The 16,420-nt window shown below is 64.3% G+C and carries 14 protein-coding genes, 2 tRNA genes and 1 other RNA gene; 11 read left to right on the forward strand and 6 right to left on the reverse strand.

Annotation, left to right across the window (positions count from 1 at the left end; translation table 11 throughout):
• Positions 1-6: 6 nt before the first annotated feature.
• Genes uxuA through BKA03_RS13045 form a run of 3 tightly spaced genes read left to right on the forward strand, consistent with a single transcriptional unit; the run spans position 7 to position 3,027 of the window.
• A complete protein-coding gene (gene uxuA, locus BKA03_RS13035) occupies positions 7-1,182 on the forward strand; it encodes a mannonate dehydratase (protein WP_062074320.1) in 1,176 nt (391 codons plus the stop codon).
• 52 nt (positions 1,183-1,234) lie between these two features.
• Positions 1,235-1,876, forward strand: a complete 642-nt coding sequence (gene eda / locus BKA03_RS13040) for a bifunctional 4-hydroxy-2-oxoglutarate aldolase/2-dehydro-3-deoxy-phosphogluconate aldolase (RefSeq protein WP_062074321.1) — start codon at positions 1,235-1,237, stop codon at positions 1,874-1,876.
• Between the two features lie 47 nt (positions 1,877-1,923).
• The gene (locus BKA03_RS13045; protein ID WP_062074322.1) at positions 1,924-3,027 is read left to right on the forward strand and encodes a sugar kinase; all 1,104 of its coding nucleotides are present in this window, start codon (positions 1,924-1,926) and stop codon (positions 3,025-3,027) included.
• Here BKA03_RS13045 and upp read toward each other — a convergent pair.
• Positions 3,024-3,659 (reverse strand): uracil phosphoribosyltransferase, encoded by a 636-nt coding sequence (upp, locus tag BKA03_RS13050; RefSeq protein ID WP_062074323.1) that lies wholly within the window; start codon positions 3,657-3,659, stop codon positions 3,024-3,026. The two genes, BKA03_RS13045 and upp, sit on opposite strands and share 4 nt — an antisense overlap.
• A gap of 71 nt (positions 3,660-3,730) precedes the next feature.
• Here upp and BKA03_RS13055 point away from each other — a divergent pair, with 71 nt between their 5' ends.
• Positions 3,731-4,186, forward strand: a complete 456-nt coding sequence (locus BKA03_RS13055; RefSeq protein WP_238579371.1) for a nucleoside deaminase — start codon at positions 3,731-3,733, stop codon at positions 4,184-4,186.
• A gap of 77 nt (positions 4,187-4,263) precedes the next feature.
• Positions 4,264-4,353, forward strand: a tRNA-Ser gene (locus BKA03_RS13060).
• Positions 4,354-4,660: 307 nt separating this feature from the next.
• Here BKA03_RS13060 and BKA03_RS13065 read toward each other — a convergent pair.
• Complete coding sequence (locus BKA03_RS13065) at positions 4,661-6,355, reverse strand: hypothetical protein (protein ID WP_152649473.1); 1,695 nt, start codon at positions 6,353-6,355, stop codon at positions 4,661-4,663.
• A 609-nt stretch (positions 6,356-6,964) separates the two neighbouring features.
• On the opposite strand from BKA03_RS13065, the gene BKA03_RS13070 reads away from it, so the two are divergent.
• Positions 6,965-9,229, forward strand: a complete 2,265-nt coding sequence (locus tag BKA03_RS13070; RefSeq protein ID WP_083971197.1) for an AAA family ATPase — start codon at positions 6,965-6,967, stop codon at positions 9,227-9,229.
• A gap of 18 nt (positions 9,230-9,247) precedes the next feature.
• Here the strand turns inward: BKA03_RS13070 and BKA03_RS13075 are convergent, their stop codons facing one another.
• Positions 9,248-10,231: a plasmid recombination protein gene (locus BKA03_RS13075; RefSeq protein ID WP_179398096.1), complete on the reverse strand. Its 984-nt coding sequence runs from the start codon at positions 10,229-10,231 to the stop codon at positions 9,248-9,250.
• 13 nt (positions 10,232-10,244) lie between these two features.
• Here BKA03_RS13075 and BKA03_RS13080 point away from each other — a divergent pair, with 13 nt between their 5' ends.
• Positions 10,245-10,853 carry a hypothetical protein gene (locus BKA03_RS13080; RefSeq protein WP_238579372.1) on the forward strand — a complete coding sequence of 203 codons (609 nt, stop codon included), beginning with the start codon at positions 10,245-10,247 and terminating at the stop codon, positions 10,851-10,853.
• A 332-nt stretch (positions 10,854-11,185) separates the two neighbouring features.
• On the opposite strand, the gene BKA03_RS13085 is transcribed toward BKA03_RS13080, so the two are convergent.
• Positions 11,186-11,794: a DUF2971 domain-containing protein gene (locus tag BKA03_RS13085; RefSeq protein WP_062074328.1), complete on the reverse strand. Its 609-nt coding sequence runs from the start codon at positions 11,792-11,794 to the stop codon at positions 11,186-11,188.
• Between the two features lie 52 nt (positions 11,795-11,846).
• Between BKA03_RS13085 and BKA03_RS15010 the strand changes: the two genes are divergently transcribed.
• Both BKA03_RS15010 and BKA03_RS13095 read left to right on the forward strand, forming a co-directional pair.
• Positions 11,847-12,152 carry a Chromate resistance protein ChrB gene (locus tag BKA03_RS15010; RefSeq protein WP_062074329.1) on the forward strand — a complete coding sequence of 102 codons (306 nt, stop codon included), beginning with the start codon at positions 11,847-11,849 and terminating at the stop codon, positions 12,150-12,152.
• Positions 12,149-12,895, forward strand: coding sequence for a phosphatase PAP2 family protein (locus BKA03_RS13095; protein WP_062074330.1), 747 nt, complete (start codon positions 12,149-12,151; stop codon positions 12,893-12,895). The genes BKA03_RS15010 and BKA03_RS13095 overlap by 4 nt, the downstream gene beginning before the upstream one ends.
• Positions 12,896-13,264: 369 nt before the next feature.
• On the opposite strand, the gene BKA03_RS13100 is transcribed toward BKA03_RS13095, so the two are convergent.
• Both BKA03_RS13100 and BKA03_RS13105 read right to left on the reverse strand, forming a co-directional pair.
• Positions 13,265-13,984 (reverse strand): LytR C-terminal domain-containing protein, encoded by a 720-nt coding sequence (locus BKA03_RS13100; RefSeq protein ID WP_062074331.1) that lies wholly within the window; start codon positions 13,982-13,984, stop codon positions 13,265-13,267.
• A 32-nt stretch (positions 13,985-14,016) separates the two neighbouring features.
• Positions 14,017-14,104 (reverse strand) — tRNA-Ser (locus BKA03_RS13105).
• A gap of 81 nt (positions 14,105-14,185) precedes the next feature.
• Here BKA03_RS13105 and ffs point away from each other — a divergent pair.
• Together ffs and BKA03_RS13115 are read left to right on the forward strand one after the other, a co-directional pair.
• An RNA gene (gene ffs / locus BKA03_RS13110) (signal recognition particle sRNA small type) lies at positions 14,186-14,282 on the forward strand.
• 77 nt (positions 14,283-14,359) lie between these two features.
• On the forward strand, positions 14,360-16,417 hold the full coding sequence (locus BKA03_RS13115; RefSeq protein ID WP_062074332.1) for a DNA polymerase III subunit gamma and tau: 2,058 nt from the start codon (positions 14,360-14,362) through the stop codon (positions 16,415-16,417).
• Positions 16,418-16,420 lie beyond the last annotated feature (3 nt).

The following is a 16,420-nucleotide window of genomic DNA, read 5'->3' on the forward strand; positions in this document are numbered from 1 at the left end:
GCAATCATGGAACACACATGGCGATGGTTCGGCCCAAGCGATCCGATCACGTTGGCGGATATCAAGCAGACCGGCGCGACCGGGATCGTGACCGCGCTGCATGAGGTCCCCAATGGGGAGGTGTGGACCTCGCAGGCCATCGCGGATCGCAAGAAGCTGATCGAGGCGTCCGGATTGACGTGGTCGGTCGTGGAGAGCGTGCCGGTGCACGAGGACATCAAGCGCGGGGGTCCGCGCCGTGACCGCCTGATCGAGGCGTATCAGCAGAGCCTGCGTAATCTCGCGGCCAACGGCATCGACGTGGTCTGCTACAACTTCATGCCCATTCTGGACTGGACACGCACCGAGCTTCGGTACGTCCTGGCCGACGGCGGATGGGCGCTGCGCTTTGACCAGGATGCCTTCGCGGCGTTCGACCTGTTCATTCTCGCCCGAGCGGGGGCTGCGGCAGAGTATGACGAGGTGGAGACCGCTCGCGCCCGGACGTACTTCGACGAACTGTCCTCGGAAGGCCGCGAGCTGCTGGTGCGCACCATCATCGCCGGGCTGCCCGGCGCGGAAGAGGGATACACCCTCGACTCGCTCAGGACGATGCTGGCGACGTACGCGGACATCGACGCTGCTGCGCTACGGGAGAATCTCGGGTACTTCCTGCGTGCCGTGGTCCCGGTGGCGACGGAGGCCGGGATCCGGATGGCGATCCATCCCGACGACCCGCCTCGCCCGCTGCTCGGCCTGCCACGGGTGGTCTCCACCCAGGAGGACGTCCGGTTGCTGTTGAACGCGGCACCTGGCGTCGCAAACGGGCTGACGTTCTGCACCGGCTCGTTGGGGGTACGGGCGGACAACGACCTCGTGGCGATGGCGAGGGAATTCGCATCCCGGATCTACTTCGCCCACCTGCGCTCGACCGTGCGTGAGGAGAACCCGCTCAGTTTCCACGAGGGGAGCCACGTGTTGGGCGATGTTGACATGGTGGCGGTCGTCGCCGAACTCGTCACCGAGGAGCGACGGCGCGAGCGTGACGGCGGCCCGAGAATCTCGGTGCGGCCTGACCACGGCCACCAGATCCTCGACGACCAGGGACGGGCGACCAACCCCGGCTACTCCCTCATCGGACGGCTGAAGGGGCTCGCCGAGCTTCGCGGCGTTGAGCTCGCCGTGAACCGACTCCTGCCATGAGACCGCAAGGGATCACGGTCACCACAGCACCTTCTACAGAGATGGATACACCATGGATGTCTTGTCACTTCTGAGTTCCGCGCGTCTGGTTCCGGTGGTGGTGCTCGACGATGCCGCCGATGCCGACGCCCTCGCTGGTGCCCTGGTCGCGGGTGGGCTGCCGGTCGCGGAGGTGACCTTCCGGACGTCCGCCGCGGCGGACTCCATCCGTGCAATGTCGGCCCGCGGCGACATCCTCGTCGGCGCGGGCACGGTGCTCACCGTGGCCCAAGTGGACCAGGCGGTGGCGGCCGGTGCCAGTTTCGTGGTCTCGCCGGGTCTGTCCAGGGCGGTCGTCGAACGTTGCCAAGACAAGGGTGTGCTGGCGCTTCCTGGCGCGGTCACCGCGACCGAGGTCCAGGCTGCGCTCGAGCTGGGCATCACTACGGTGAAGTTCTTCCCAGCCGGCACCTCCGGAGGCGCCGCCGCGATCAAGGCGCTCGCCGCTCCGTTCGGTGACGTCCGGTTCGTGCCCACCGGGGGAGTTGGTCCCAAGAACCTCGCCGAATACCTGGCCATCCCCACCGTGGCCGCCGTCGGTGGTTCCTGGATGGTCCCTCGAAACCTCGTGAAGTCCGGCGACTTTGCCGACATCCAGGCTCTGACGGCCGAGGCCGTCGCCATGGTCCGCACGTTGTTGGCCGTGGCCCGCTGAGCACCCCCTGACCTCTTCGAACCGCTGACCAACGAAGGATCTCGACCATGGCTGACTTGAACCTCCGCCCCGCATCCGAGTGCCGCTTCGACGCGGTGTCCCTGGGTGAGGTGATGCTACGACTGGACCCTGGTGAGGGACGGATCCGCACCGCCCGGTCCTTCCGGGCCTGGGAGGGTGGTGGGGAGTACAACGTCGCCAGGGGCCTGCGTCGAGCGTTCGGGCTGCGTGCCGCGATCGTCACGGCGTTGGCGGACAACGAGATCGGGCGCCTGGTGGAGGACCTCATCCTCACGGGCGGGCTGGACACCTCGTTCATCCAATGGGTGCCCTACGACGGGATCGGTCGCGGGGCGCGCAACGGGCTGAACTTCACCGAGCGCGGCTTCGGCGTGCGAGGGGCGGTCGGCGTCTCCGACCGCGGCCACACCGCCGTGTCCCAGCTGGGGCCAGGGGATGTGGATTGGGACCACCTGTTCGGGGAGCTCGGTGTGCGCTGGCTGCACACTGGCGGGATCTTCGCTGCGCTCAGTGAGTCCACCGCGGCTACCGTCATCGAGGCGGTCACCTCCGCGAAGAAGTACGGCACTGTCGTGTCCTACGACCTCAACTACCGCCCGAGCCTGTGGCAGGCCATCGGTGGGCAGGCCAAGGCCCAGGAGGTCAACCGCGAAATCGCCGCCTTCATCGACGTCATGATCGGCAACGAAGAGGACTTCACCGCGAGCCTCGGGTTCGAGGTGGAAGGCGTGGACGAGAACCTCTCCGCCCTTGAAGTGGACAAGTTTGCGGCGATGATCACCAAGGCAGCCGCGGCGTACCCGAACTTCAAGGTCATCGGGACCACGATGCGCACCGTGCGCACGGCCAGCATCAACGACTGGGGCGCGATCGCCTGGTCCCCGGCGACCGGCGTCGTGCAGGCCACCCACCGCGAGCGGCTGGAGATCCTCGACCGCGTCGGCGGGGGCGACTCGTTCGCATCCGGACTGATCTACGGTCTCCTGACGGGCGAGGACCTCCAGACCGCGGTGGAGTACGGTGCCGCACACGGTGCACTGGCGATGACCACGCCCGGCGACACCACCATGGCAACCAAGGCCGAAGTCCTCAAGCTCGCCGGCGGCGGCGGCGCCCGCGTCGACCGCTAAACGACGCCGTACAACCTGTCGCCCGCATCTCCAAGCCCGGGAACGATGTAGCCGACCTCGTTGAGCTTCTCGTCGACGCAAGCCACGACGACGCTCACATCGGCCCTATCGCCCACCGCCTTGCGCACGTTCTCGATTCCCTCCGGCGCGGCCAATAGGCACACGCACGTGACATCGGTGGCACCGCGTTCGAGAACATACTCAATGGCGGCAATGAGCGATCCACCGGTCGCAAGCATGGGGTCGAGGACGAAGACCTGGCGCCCGGAAAGGTCCTCGGGCAGGCGATTGGCGTACGTGATCGCCTTGAGCGTCTCCTCGTCGCGTTTCAGGCCCAAGAAGCCCACTTCGGCGCTCGGCAGCAGGCGAGTCATCCCGTCGAGCATGCCCAGACCGGCGCGCAGGATTGGCACGATGATCGGCGCCGGACTCGCGATCTTGGTACCCATCGTCACGGTCAGGGGGGTGGTCACCTCGTGATCGACGACGCGAACGTTACGGGTGGCCTCATAGGCGAGCAGCGTCACGAGCTCATCGACGAGAAGCCTGAAGGTCGGTGACGGCGTGCTCGCGTCACGCAAGACGGTGACCTTGTGATCGATGAGCGGGTGATTAGCGACGTGGAGGTGCATGGCCACACGCTACCGCGCGACGGGCCCGCTAGGGCAGCCCCACGGTCCCATGGTCCGCTAGGTTGGCGCCTATGGACGTTCGCGGGGCGATGGCGGAGGCGCTCGCGCAGGCGCGCGAGGCGGCCGCCCACGACGATGTGCCCGTCGGCGCCGTCGTACTGTCCCCCGAGGGCGAAATCGTGGGTCGCGGCCACAACCGGCGAGAGGTCGATCGTGACCCCACCGCTCACGCCGAGATCCTCGCGCTGCGCGACGCGGCTTCGCAACTGGGAAGGTGGCGCCTCGACGGCCACACCCTCGTCGTCACCCTCGAGCCGTGCGCCATGTGTGCGGGGGCCATCTTGGCGGCACGGATTCCTCGACTCGTCATCGGCGCTTGGGATGAGAAGGCCGGCGCGACGGGCAGCCAATGGGACCTGGTGAGAGACGCGAGGCTCGGCGCGCAGGTCGAGGTCGTGGCGGGAATCGCCGCCGACGCATCGGCCGCGCTCTTGAGCGAGTTCTTCGCGGCCAAACGCGGGACCTGAAGCTCCCCGGACACGGGCCGAGCGACGACTCACGCCCTGGTTTGGTAGGCACCTATCGGGCCGGTATCCTTGTCCGCGGTGCCGTGTCCGAGCGGCCTAAGGAGCACGCCTCGAAAGCGTGTGTGGGTGAAAGTCCACCGTGGGTTCAAATCCCACCGGCACCGCCAGCGTAGTGGGCCTGTTCTCCCTGGTAAAACAGCGAGAACAGGCCCTTTCTGTTGTCCAGATATGGCACCGTAGCAACAGAACAGCAACAGTCCGGCATGAACAGCGCGTCAGTCAGGCAGACGAGCCGAGTTGTCGCGAGTGTGCTCCCTGGTCGGGATGCCGCTGACGTGGCCGGTTTGGGCAGCGAGGTGCGGCGTGAGCGGTCCGTCCAACTCATCATCGTCGGGCTTTCGTGACTCCCGTCAACCCGACAGTTTCAAGGTTCTCGCAGAGGGTGCTGTCTGCACGCCCGCTTGGGCACGTTACCTAGCGCCGGGCCGTCTCGAGCGCGGCGAAGGCGAGCCATGCTGCAGAGACTGCGGCCGCAACAGAGGCGACGCTCAAGAACACGGACCACCGTTGACTTCTCATCGACGAGAGCGTCGAGGTGAGCGACAACACGACGCCGAGGAGCCCATTCAAGGATCGGTCGGCCTCGGCGAGTGCGGTGGCTTCGTCGACAATTGCTTTCGCCATCGAAGCAAGCTGATCTCTTTCGTCCGCGGCAAGCGGCTTCGAGCCAGAGTTTCTGGGTCCGGCTTGGAACTCGAGAGTCGGGACGCAGAACTCGAACTTTCGCGTATTCGAAGCGAACCTACTTACCTCGGCGGCGCTGGTTGCGATGTCGAGACTGTTCGTCAGGAGGGAGGTCCTTAGCCGCTTGATGCTCCGCGCGGGGCGCCGCCCGTTGTGGATTCGAAGTGCGAGGTCCCGCGAGTGGCTGACGTTTCGAGCCTTGAGCCGGAGTAGTTCGCCAATCGCAATACGGGTGAGTAGGCGCATTGCGCCGTCGCTAACGTCACGAGCGATCACCCATCCGCGCGCGTCATCGGCGACGTCTCCGTTCGCGTCCTCTCTGCGGAGGTCCCGGAGTCGATTTCGCTGCAGCGAAAAGAGACTGCGGTCAGCCGATCGAAGACGTTCAGGATGATACGTGTCGAGCAAAATTCCCGGGAATTCAGGAAGGGCAACCTGCCACCAACCCGGCGAGTCGAGGCCAAGCGAGCGGAGGTAATGCCGTTCGGACCCCGAGGGGTCCGAGATAAGTGGGTCGAACTGATCGGTCAAGAGCAGATCGAGCAATGGGAGCCTTTTCGCTCCTTCGGTTGCGAACACGCCAGGCAGTTTGTTCGCAAGCCAACCTCTCGCTGAGTCGTGAAGCGCCTCGCGCTCGCCCTGGACCTCGTTGATCGCCTGAAACAGGGTCTGGTAGAGGTGCAACCTTCTTCCTTCTCTGATGATGCGCGGTTTGTGGTCGAGACGAATTTCGCGATCAAGCGCCATCGCCGCCTTCTGACTGAGTCGAAATCGGGCGGCAACGACTGTGAGGGAAGGACTCAATGAGCCAATATGTAGATCAATGCTCGAAAAGCCCTCTGGCAAGCTTTCGCGCTTAGTCCACGGATCTCCGAATCCCCTAGAGTCGCTCGGCACAAAAGTGCCTAGTGGCGCCCATGATTCCCCGCCGTCCTCGCGAATCGTATTCAGTATCGCGTCAAGACCTTCTCCGGGCGGGTCGAGGCCTACGCGTCTCTGCCAAGGCTTAGCTCGCAGGAGCGAGTCGAGGCGTACCGCGTACGTTGGGCTATAGATCTCCACTACCCACATGGCAGGAACCTCAATGCGCTCACCGTCTGGCATGGCGAACTCGTCCCAAGAACCAACGCTGTCGCGGGCCTTCTCGTGATCAAGTTCGTTGAAGATCCTTAGCCAGTTCTCCGCATTGACCGCGGCCGTGCGGGCCGCCCGAGGCAGCCTCCTCCACCATCGCCGTCGAACGAGCGCACTCTCAATTAGGCGATACGGGTAGTCGTACCATCGCGACCACGACTCGCCTATCTCTGGAACGCCCTTCAGTGGTTCGCTTGCGGCCGACGCGAGCACCCCTGGCTCCGAATCGCCATCACTCGCACTATCCGGCGAGGAGTCCGGCTCTTCCTGTGGCAATGCACGATCAGCCATAGCCAAATACTAGGTGGACGGTGCACTTGACGGAGTTGCGGGCAGCTCAAACCACGTGCGCCAGCAGACCATCTTCTGTGACAGTGCGCAGCGTCGGGAGGACGGTACCGGGGCGCTCGAGAGGAGGCGGCAGCGGGTCGCGCTCGGGTGTGCGCGCCCTTCGCGTTGCGGGGACGGACCGGCACACCTGGCCGCTTGGCTTGCGCCGCCCTACACAAAGAAAAAGGCCCCTCGCATGTGCGCATCGTTGAGAGGCGTGCGAGGGGGACTATTGGGAGCAATCATAGTCCACGAAAGCTCGGGCAACTCGTCCGATCCGTACCCAAACGCACATAGCCTCGCAGCGACCGTTGACACGCGGTTGGCGTGCGGACACGTATGCGGGCGAGGGAATTCAACTGTGCACACCACCGAGGGGCATGGCTTAAGACAGGCTGAGTTGGGCTTGGACCTACGAACGACGGATTATGAGTCCGCTGCTCGTGCCGATACTGTCGGCGCCCCTTGGTTGCCCCCAGGTGTGGCACCGCGGGAAGTCCCGCCACCCGCGGGCGCACCTGATACTTTCTGAGTGACCTGCGAAAGGCAATCTTCTCGAGGGGGAATTCGATGCTGAGTTCGATCACAGTCCACGGGCGGGCGCCGGTTAGCGCCGATAGCGCCTGGGTCACTAATAGACCACTGAACTTCCTATTCGGCGAGAACGGCTCCGGCAAGACAACAATCAGCCGATACCTCGCTGGCGACTACCCTTCCGGACTGGAGTGGGCAGATGGCGTGCCGCAGCGTATTCACGTTTACAACCGCGACGTTGTCGATAAGACGATCCGCGAGCCCGAGCGAATGCCCGGCGTCTTCCTCCTGGGCGAGCCAGACGTAAGCGCGCAAGCAGAACTCGATGAACTCGAGGGCAAGGGCGATGAGAAAGGAGGGATCGCCCTGGCCGAAGACGAACTCAAGAGTCGCAAGAAGACACTCGACGCCTGCACTGCCAGGCTAGATGCGGCAGAGGAAGCTCTGACGGAAGCCGTGTGGGTCGCATTTCGCGCCTTCGATCAAAGCTTTGCACCCACGTGGGAGGGGTCTAAGCGCAGAGAGCTCATGTTCGACGAGGCGGTCAAGACACACGATGCCGTCAGAGAATCTACCGATCCTTACCCTGCCTTGGATGAACTTAGCACGCGAGCGGCCGCAGTCTTCGTCGAAGACATGCCGCCGGTGGACTCGATCCCCTCCGTCGATCACACCGATCCCAACAAGTTGCCGTGCGCCGAATTGCTAAGTGAGGAAGTCACCGGAGCTGCCGACGTCTCACTCGCCGAACTGATTGACAAACTCGGAAACCGCGACTGGGTCGAGACGGGCCGTGAGTACCTCGAGCACAGCGCCGGCAGGTGCCCTTTCTGTCAAAACGTTCAGCCGCAGTCATTACTCGAGGATCTCGCCGCATACTTCGACGGCGAGTACCGGGCGAAGAAACAGAGCCTGGCCGCTCTCGCCAAGGATTATCGGACGACGGTGGTGGCCGTCAAGGAGACATTGGCAAGCGTCGCCAAGGCAGACCCACAATTCCTCGACGCCGCGGAGTTCGCTGCGTCGCGCGTGAACCTCGAGAAGGTCCTCGAAGACAACTTGCGCATTCTCGAGGACAAGCGGGATCACCCATCAAAGGTGGTGCGTGTCGACTCCGGCGACAGTGAGGTCGCAGTTACTGAAGCCCTTGTCGACGCAGCGAACGCTGCGATCACCAAACACAACAGCCTTCTCGCCGATCGCAAGACCTCCCGCCGAGAGCTCGTCAGCGATGTCTGGGAGCACTTTGTCCGCAACACCCTTCGGGCAGACTTGGCGGTCTACGACACGGCGCGAAAGAGCGATGGTGGGCAAGTCCCGGTGCTCGAGCAGAGGCTGGAAGAGACGGCGAAAGAGTTGAGTCGGCTGAAGAGCCGCGCAACCGAACTGCACTCGCTGGCCAAGTCGGACAAGGCTGCAATTGAGCACATCAACGGTTATCTGGCGAACGTGGGTTTCACGAGTTTCACGCTTGAAGCCGCGGAAGAGTCCGGGTATTACCGCCTCGCGCGCAACGGCGGCGAGGCGATCACTGGCCAGTCGCTCAGTGAAGGCGAGCGGACCTTCATCACATTTCTGCACTTCTACTATCAAGTGACCGGTTCCGACAGCGCGGACCGGGACCCCGACCCTGCAGTGGTCGTCATCGATGACCCCATCTCGAGCCTGGACAGCGGGATTATGTGGATGGTGAGCCAAATGGTTCGCAAGCTCATGCGCATGGCCACCGACCCCAAGTCTCACGTGACGCAGGTGCTGGTCCTGACCCACAACACACGCTTCTACAGTGAGATAACGTTCCCACGGCAGGGAGCAAACAACACGAAGTTCCCCAACGCAGGCCAGGTCACCCACGCTGTCCTCGAGAAGACAGCGAACAGCCCCAGCACCATCCGGCCCTACGGGGTGTCGCCCGTGACGTCTGCCTATCGAATGCTGTGGGAGAGCGTCAAGGACGCAGGTGGAGAGGCAGGTGGGGCGGCCTTCGGTGTTCAGAACGCGATGAGGCGAATCCTAGAGACGTACTTCAAGCACGTCGGTGGGCGCAGTTTCCATGACCTCGAAGACAAATTCACGGACGGTGCACAGCTCGACGCATATCGATCACTGATCGGTTGGGCGAACGAGGGATCACACGACGCGCCCTGGGAGGACCTCGACTTCGTCAATGTTGGTACCTCGAACGAAGTTTTCCTTATGGTGTTCCGAACCGTGTTCGATGCCACTGGCAACATCGGCCACTACAACATGATGATGGGGATAGACCCAGACGCTGGCGATGCCGCTAACGGCGCGAACTAAAGACACAGTCCGCTCTGGTCACCGGCTGAGTTCCGGATGATTACGCGCTGCCTCAACTTCTGATTCTCCGCCGATCTCTCTCAACTCCGGGAACCTCTCGTAGATGGCCGACAAGTGGGACTGCTTTTCGTCGTTCGGCTTCCGCACCAGATCGTCAATTCGATTGCGCTCGCCTGGCGTGAGTGCGAGCTCGCGCGCCGTGGACACTATCTGCCGCATCGCCGAGCAATACTCGTCAGCGCTCGCCAAGGCCTCACGGAGAAGGCGCCGCAACACATTGGAATCCGAGATCGCCTCCTCGATCTCGTCACGGCCCTGCCTCCTCCCCTCTTCGACAGCCCCCTGTCGAAGCGCAGGGAGCGCATATTCGGCCTTGCGAAGCTCGGTCTCGCGGTCGTCGAGATGCAAGTCGTACTCCGTGAGTACGCCGTTCCGCCGGTCAAGCTCCAACTGACGGGCTTGCGCCGCCGCCTCTTTGTCGCGGACCCGATCGGCCTTGGCCGCGAACTCCTGCGAACTGAAGCGCTCCTTTGACCGGGAGCTGCGCAAGAACTCAACGTCGTAGCCAGCGCCGGCCATATGCTCACGCAATTCCGTATGCATCGCGCTCAGCGCCTCGGGGCGGGTGAAGAAGTCCTTCTGCGACAAACGCCCATCTTCTGTGACCGGGGTGAAGATCACCTGCAGTTGAGGACTGTCCTCATCGAGGTGGAGCGACGTCGCGACGATTCGATGCTGACCAAATCTCTCGCAAACCCAGGCAAGCGCCGCAGTTTGAAACCGGCGACCCGCGTCGCCGATGTCGCCCGTCGTCTTCCAGTCGGGAGCGTTGTCGTCGAACCATTTCGGGTCCAGTTGAAGGATGAACGGCCCAAAAGAGGATCCCCGCTCGCTTGTCTCATGACAAGCGGCGGGGGTCTCTTCTTTGTGGTCGGACGCGCGCGCACGCGTTTCGGAAGTGGCTCTGGGGTGTTGAAGGCCAACCCAAGCGTCAAGTGGCACTACCTTGAACGAGGTGAATACCGACGACGAGGCTGGAGGGGCTGACATGGGCTTCCGGGCGTTCGTCGACGAGTCCGCGGCCGGCCGTGGAGACGATCAGCAGGAGTACCTCATCTGCGCGGCGATCATCTCGGATGGCGCGTGTGACGAGGTCCGAGAACAGCTGCGCTCACTCCTGCTCCCTGGCCAGATCAAGTTTCACTGGACGGCTGAGAGCCCTGCACGTCGCCGGAAGATCGTCTCGCAGATCGTCGACCTCGGACCCATGAGTGTCGTCGTGACCCACCTCCACGCGAGACACAAGAAAATCGAGCGCTACCGACGGAAGTGTCTCGAGACGCTCTATCACGAGCTCATCTCGATGCCGGTGTTCGACGTGACTCTTGAGAGCCGCGATCGCAAGCAGGACAGTGCTGATCGCGAACACATCGTCGCGTTGCAAAGCCAGGGGCTCGACACCCGTGTTCGGATCGCGCACCTGCGCGGAGGCGACGAGCCACTCCTATGGATTGCCGACACCGTGCTCGGGGCAATCAATGCTGAACATCTCGGGGACTGCTCATTCATGGACGAACTCCGACCAACACTGTTAGTGAAGACTCGCACGCCTGAGTCGAAGTAGCCCAGACAAGGCGAAAGGCCCAAGGTCCAGTCGTCCGGCTGGGGTCCAAGGGCCTTCTTCCCGATCCGTCGTAACGGTGGGCGATTGCAATGTTACGCGGCCGTGGCCGCGTAAGCAACACCTGAGCGAAGCCAGATAACCAACGGCGTTAACAAAGCGAGAGGCCCAAGGTCCAGTCGTCCGGCGGGGGTCCAAGGGCCCTCTTCCCGATCCGTCGCAACGGGGGGCAATCGCTACGTTACTCGGGTGATCCGGGTTTGGATAGCGGTCGCACTGCCGGGCTAAACCGACGAACTCTCAAGGATGTCGAGGAGGTAAGGATCAACCTCAAGTCAGGTGCGGCGACTTGCGTACGGAACCTTCGATCTCCAAACGTCCAACGTGGCGAGCCCGTTTGCCGCCAAGAGGCTGCGCACGTTGTTTTCGGTCTCGACATCGACGCCGGGGCCCAACCTGACTTGCCCAATCAAGAAGCGCTGAGGCCTCTCGTCGGCCTCTTGCAGCCTCAGCTCGACGTAGGGGATCAACCTTGAACCCGAGACGCGGAACTTAGGGTGCTGCGTGCCGGAGAGTGCAGTCACGTAGCGAACTTCCCTCTCGGCGCGGAAGGCGGGATCTTTCCAGAACGCCGCCCACGTCTTGATGCGGGCGCTCCGCCACGCGGCAGTGCTCTCGAAGCCCACTCCGGTAAATGAAGTCTTGAATTGCTGGAGTGCCGTCTCGAGCAGGAGACGCGCGCTCTCTTGCTGAACCGCCGGGTCGTAGATGACAGCCCACCAGCCGTCGAGCAACGAGGGAGGGCCTTTGGTCTCAGCCACCACAGGCTCCCGCACCAGCACATCGAACTTCTTCTGCGTCGAGATGCCGAGTTCGAACCCGCCAGCGCCGCTGTAGTGCGCCCACTGATTCAGCAAGTCCTCCTCTTCAGAAGCGGAGAACACGAAGACCTTGGCCCGGTCGCCTTCACCCCCGACGCCCTTGAGAACCAGATCAATGAACTCTTCACCACGCGGCGGTAGGTCTTGCCTCTCGCACGCCGGACTCCACATTGACCGCGAGATTGCCAAGAAGAAGTTCACCTTCGGTGAGCTTGAGGAGGAGGAGCAGAGCCTCGAACGACTGCAACGCTGGATGGTTGACCTCGATAGACGCCAGTTCACCGACGTTGCCGAGACCGAGGCGGCAGCCGCACGAGAGGCGCTCAATGGAAGTGTCGCGGCACTGAACAACTACGCTGGCCTCGTCTACGACGCCACGCGGATCGCGTCGGACCCGATGCCAGAGGTGGACAACGCATGACGATTACGCCGAACCCGGCAGGGAAATCATCGCTCAGCGGTACGCGCGGGTTGTTTGGAGCGCTGCTTGTACCGTCCCCTTATCGGGCCCGGATCGTTTGGACCGCAGCGGTCGGCATCGTTGTTGTTCTGGTTTTCGGTCTGATTATTCGCACAAGCAATTTTGATTTTGCGGTCGTGCAGTTCCTGAACGCCCACCACCACGGCGCGATCGGAACGGTGACGAACGCGGTCTACAAGATCTTCGGACCGGGCCCGGCCATCGTGGGAACGGTTGTTCTCACGGGCATCATTTTCGCCATCACGCGGAACCTGCGTGTCGTCTCTACGTTCGCGGCCACCATTGCCGCTACCTGGCTCTCATTGGCCGTCGTCAAACTCATTGTGCATCGAGTTCGCCCCGATGTCAGCCTTCTTCCTTTCTCCTTCAGCCCGGCGCAGGTTGACGCCTCGTACCCGAGTGGGCACGCCGCTTTCGTGACGGCACTGGTTGTCACGATCGTCTTGGGGCTCGCCGCAACACGCAGCCGTTGGATCGCCGGAATTATCGGCGGACTTCTCGTCTTTGGAGTCGGCACCGCCCTCGTGATCGACGGTGTGCACTTCCCGAGCGATGTTATCGCGTCGATCGTCTGGGGCATCGTTGTCGCGCCACTCGCACAGATGCTCTGGGTATTTGTCGTTCTTCGCGGCGTGGATGTAGCCAGATCACGACAGACTCGAAACGTTCGACAAGTCCCCTAGCGACGGTCGCCGGATAAGCAATCGGGGACTGCCGGACGCGGCAGTCAGTGGAATCCCGTAACAGCCAGAAGAGCCCAAGTTCACGGTGTACAAGTAACTCTCTTCAATGACGCGACCGGGTGGGCGATCGGACGGGCATCAGGATGCTGCGCGGTGACTTCCAGGATCGAGCTCATCCAGGGGCTTAGTCACTGCGGCCCAAGCCGCATTATTCCAACCTTGCGTCACCGGCACCGCCAGATGACAACGGCCCGGACCTCCAAGCGGGGTGCCGGGCCGTTGTCGCTTCACATCGCGCGCTGGCTAGCGCTCCGCACACCGCCCCGGCGCTGAGCGCCTACGAACGCGCCACGTTCCCCTTCGAGCCTCTTAAGCGCTAGGGCTCGGGCTTGGTGTCGGCGTGGGGGTCGCTGTCGGGGCCAGCGGGTCAACAGGAATGAGGTGTGGCGCTGGTTGCTGGGGCGTGCGATTGACAGGGAGGCACTGCACCGGCCTTGCCAACGGCGTCGTGGCATCCAGCTCGGGAGCGTACTGCGGTCGCATGTTCTTCACCTCGAACGTGGCCCCCACGATGATGTCAACCACAGCTCCCTTCCGGGTGTCGAGCACATACTCGACGGTCGGGAAGTTCCTGCCAACGGTGTATGCCTGCCTCAAGCCGTCAACGCCAAACTGGATGCGGACCGAATCGGCGTAGGTGCGGCCGTCGTAGTTGGTGGCGCCGGGGGTGGTGGCGTTATAGCCCCTACCGGTGAGCACTGCGAGCGTGTCCCGCGCGAGTCCCGCCTGGTCCGTGGCGTTTCGCACCCGGACCACGACCTTAGCGGGGTCAAGGGGCAGCAGGGTCGTACCGGTGGCCGGGTCCAGCGGAGGGCACGGCACCGTGATGTCGGAGGAGAACGAGGGATCGGGGGTTTTGAACGCCTCAGTAAACGGCGCCTGGATGCGGCCCTGGTATGCGGCAAGAGCGATCGCTCCCAACGCGACAAGCACTCCTACAAGGAGCCCAAAGACGAGAAACTGACGCTCGCGCCGATGCCGCCGGACAACGTCACGACGCGTGCGCATGATGCGGGAGCGAGACGCCACGGTTACCTTCTTCGGGGTTCGGCACGGTCGGTTGGCGGAGGATGGGGGATTCGAACCCCCGAGGGTGTTACCCCAACACGCTTTCCAAGCGTGCGCCATAGGCCACTAGGCGAATCCTCCAGGCCCCAGAATGCTACCCGAGGCGCGAGCCCCCGGCGAAACGCGAGACCGTGACGAGCGTGCAGTTGAGTCTAGAATGGTCGCGACCCCTCACGTGGCGTCACCTCGCCCAACTCCCCCAGGTCAGGAATGAAGCAAGGGTAAGCGGGCTCTGGCGGGTGCGTGAGGGGTCCTTTCACGCCCGGATAACGATGCACGACGCCGCATCGCTCCCGACCTCGACGTGACGTCGGCCCCGCGGGCTAGGCTCGTCCCGTGACCACCGCCCTGTACCGCCGCTACCGGCCAGACACGTTTGCCGACCTCGTCGGCCAGGAACACGTCACGGTGCCGCTCATGCAGGCGCTCAAGTCGGACCGCGTCGCCCACGCCTACCTGTTCTCCGGGCCGCGCGGCTGCGGCAAGACCACCTCCGCACGCATTCTGGCGCGCTGCCTCAATTGCGCGGAGGGCCCCACGGACACCCCGTGCGGTAAATGCGACTCATGCATCGAGCTCGCCCGAGGCGGCTCGGGGTCGGTCGACGTGGTCGAGATCGACGCTGCGTCGCACAACGGCGTGGACGATGCGAGGGAGTTGCGCGAGCGCGCGGCCTTCGCCCCGGCGCGCGACCGCTACAAGATCTTCATCCTCGACGAGGCCCACATGGTCACCACGCAGGGCTTCAACGCCCTGCTCAAGCTGGTCGAGGAGCCGCCTCCTCATGTGCGCTTCGTCTTCGCGACCACGGAGCCAGACAAGGTCATCGGCACCATCCGCTCGCGCACTCACCACTACCCGTTCCGCCTGGTCCCCCCCGGCATTCTCACGGACTACATGGCGAAGCTGGCCGATGCAGAGGGCGCGACGATCGCGTCGGGTGTACTTCCGCTCGTCGTCCGCGCGGGTGGCGGCTCGGTGCGCGACTCGCTGTCGGTGCTCGACCAGCTGATCGCTGGCTCGGGAGAGGGCGGAGTCACCTACGAACGCGCCATCTCGCTGCTCGGCTTCACCGACGCGACGCTGCTCGACGACGCCGTCGACGCGATCGCAGCGGCCGACGGGGCCTCCCTCTTCGGGGTCGTGTCGAGGGTCATCGAGACCGGCCACGAGCCGCGCCGCTTTGTCGAGGACCTGCTCGAGCGGTTGCGCGACCTCATCGTGCTCGCGGCCTCCGGCCAGGCGGGCGTGCAGGCGCTCGCCGTGGATGCCGAGGATGCTCGAGAGCGATTGATCGACCAGTCGCGACGCTTGGGACTGGTGCGGGCATCCCGTGCGGGCGACCTGGTGAACGACGCGCTGACAGCGATGATCGGAGCCACGTCCCCTCGCCTGCACCTCGAACTTCTTTGCGCGCGATTGATCGCGGCCGATGCCCAGCAGGGTGCGGCCGTTGCCGTCACCGCAGTGGCTCCGGCCGCTGCGGCAGCTCCAGTTGCTAAGAGCGCCCCTGCACAGCCAGCCACCGCGACGCCCGTTCCTGCGCAGCCCGTTCCTGCGCAGCCAGCTCCTGCGCAGCGCGCGGCCCCCGCACCGGCAAGCCATCGGAGCCCGCCCCCATGGGAGGTTCCCGACGAGCCCGTGGCCTCCGCGATGACACCGCCCGCGATCGCACAGGTTGCCTCTCCGCCTGCCCCGTCCGCGCCACCAACGTCTGCACCCGCGGGCGGAGGCCTTGCCGCCGCGAGGGCTGCCGTCGCCGCAGCGCGTGAGGAGACAGCGCGGGACGAGTCCGCAACGTCGACCGTACCCGTCGTCAAGCCCGCTGCAGCGTCGGCGCCATCCGCGACGCGTCCCGCCGCAACGTCCACCCCGTCGGCCGCCGCCGAGTCGGACACCGTGCGCGCGCCCACCGGCGATGTCGCGAGCGGACCCGAGGACGCGGCGCTCGTGAGGCGCCGTTGGGACGAGGTGCTCGGCACCCTTGAGCGCAGGCGCGTCACCTGGACCATGGTCAAGCAGAGCGGCCAGGTCGCTTCCGTCGAGGGCGGCGTGCTCAAGCTCGCGTTCGACAACCCGGCACTTGCCGCGCGCTTCAGTGCGGGCGCACACGCCGAAAACGTGGCCCTGGCGGTGCGCGAAACGCTGGGCCTGCACGTACGCGTCGAGGGCGTCGTCGGCCCTGCCGGAGGGGCGGGCGTCCCCGTGACCTCCAGCGCCCCACACGGGGCGTCACAACGCGCTTCGGGCGCCTCCTCAGAGCCGCCCATGCCTGACGAGCCGCCGTCGGACGACGAGGACATGTCGGCAGATGACGCCCAGGCTCCCTCCGCCCACCTCACCGGCGCCGACGTTATCGCGTCGATGCTCGGCGGGACGATCATCAACGACTGACCG

Source organism: Demequina lutea (genome assembly GCF_013409005.1).
In the GTDB taxonomy this organism is placed as follows: Bacteria; Actinomycetota; Actinomycetes; order Actinomycetales; family Demequinaceae; genus Demequina; species Demequina lutea.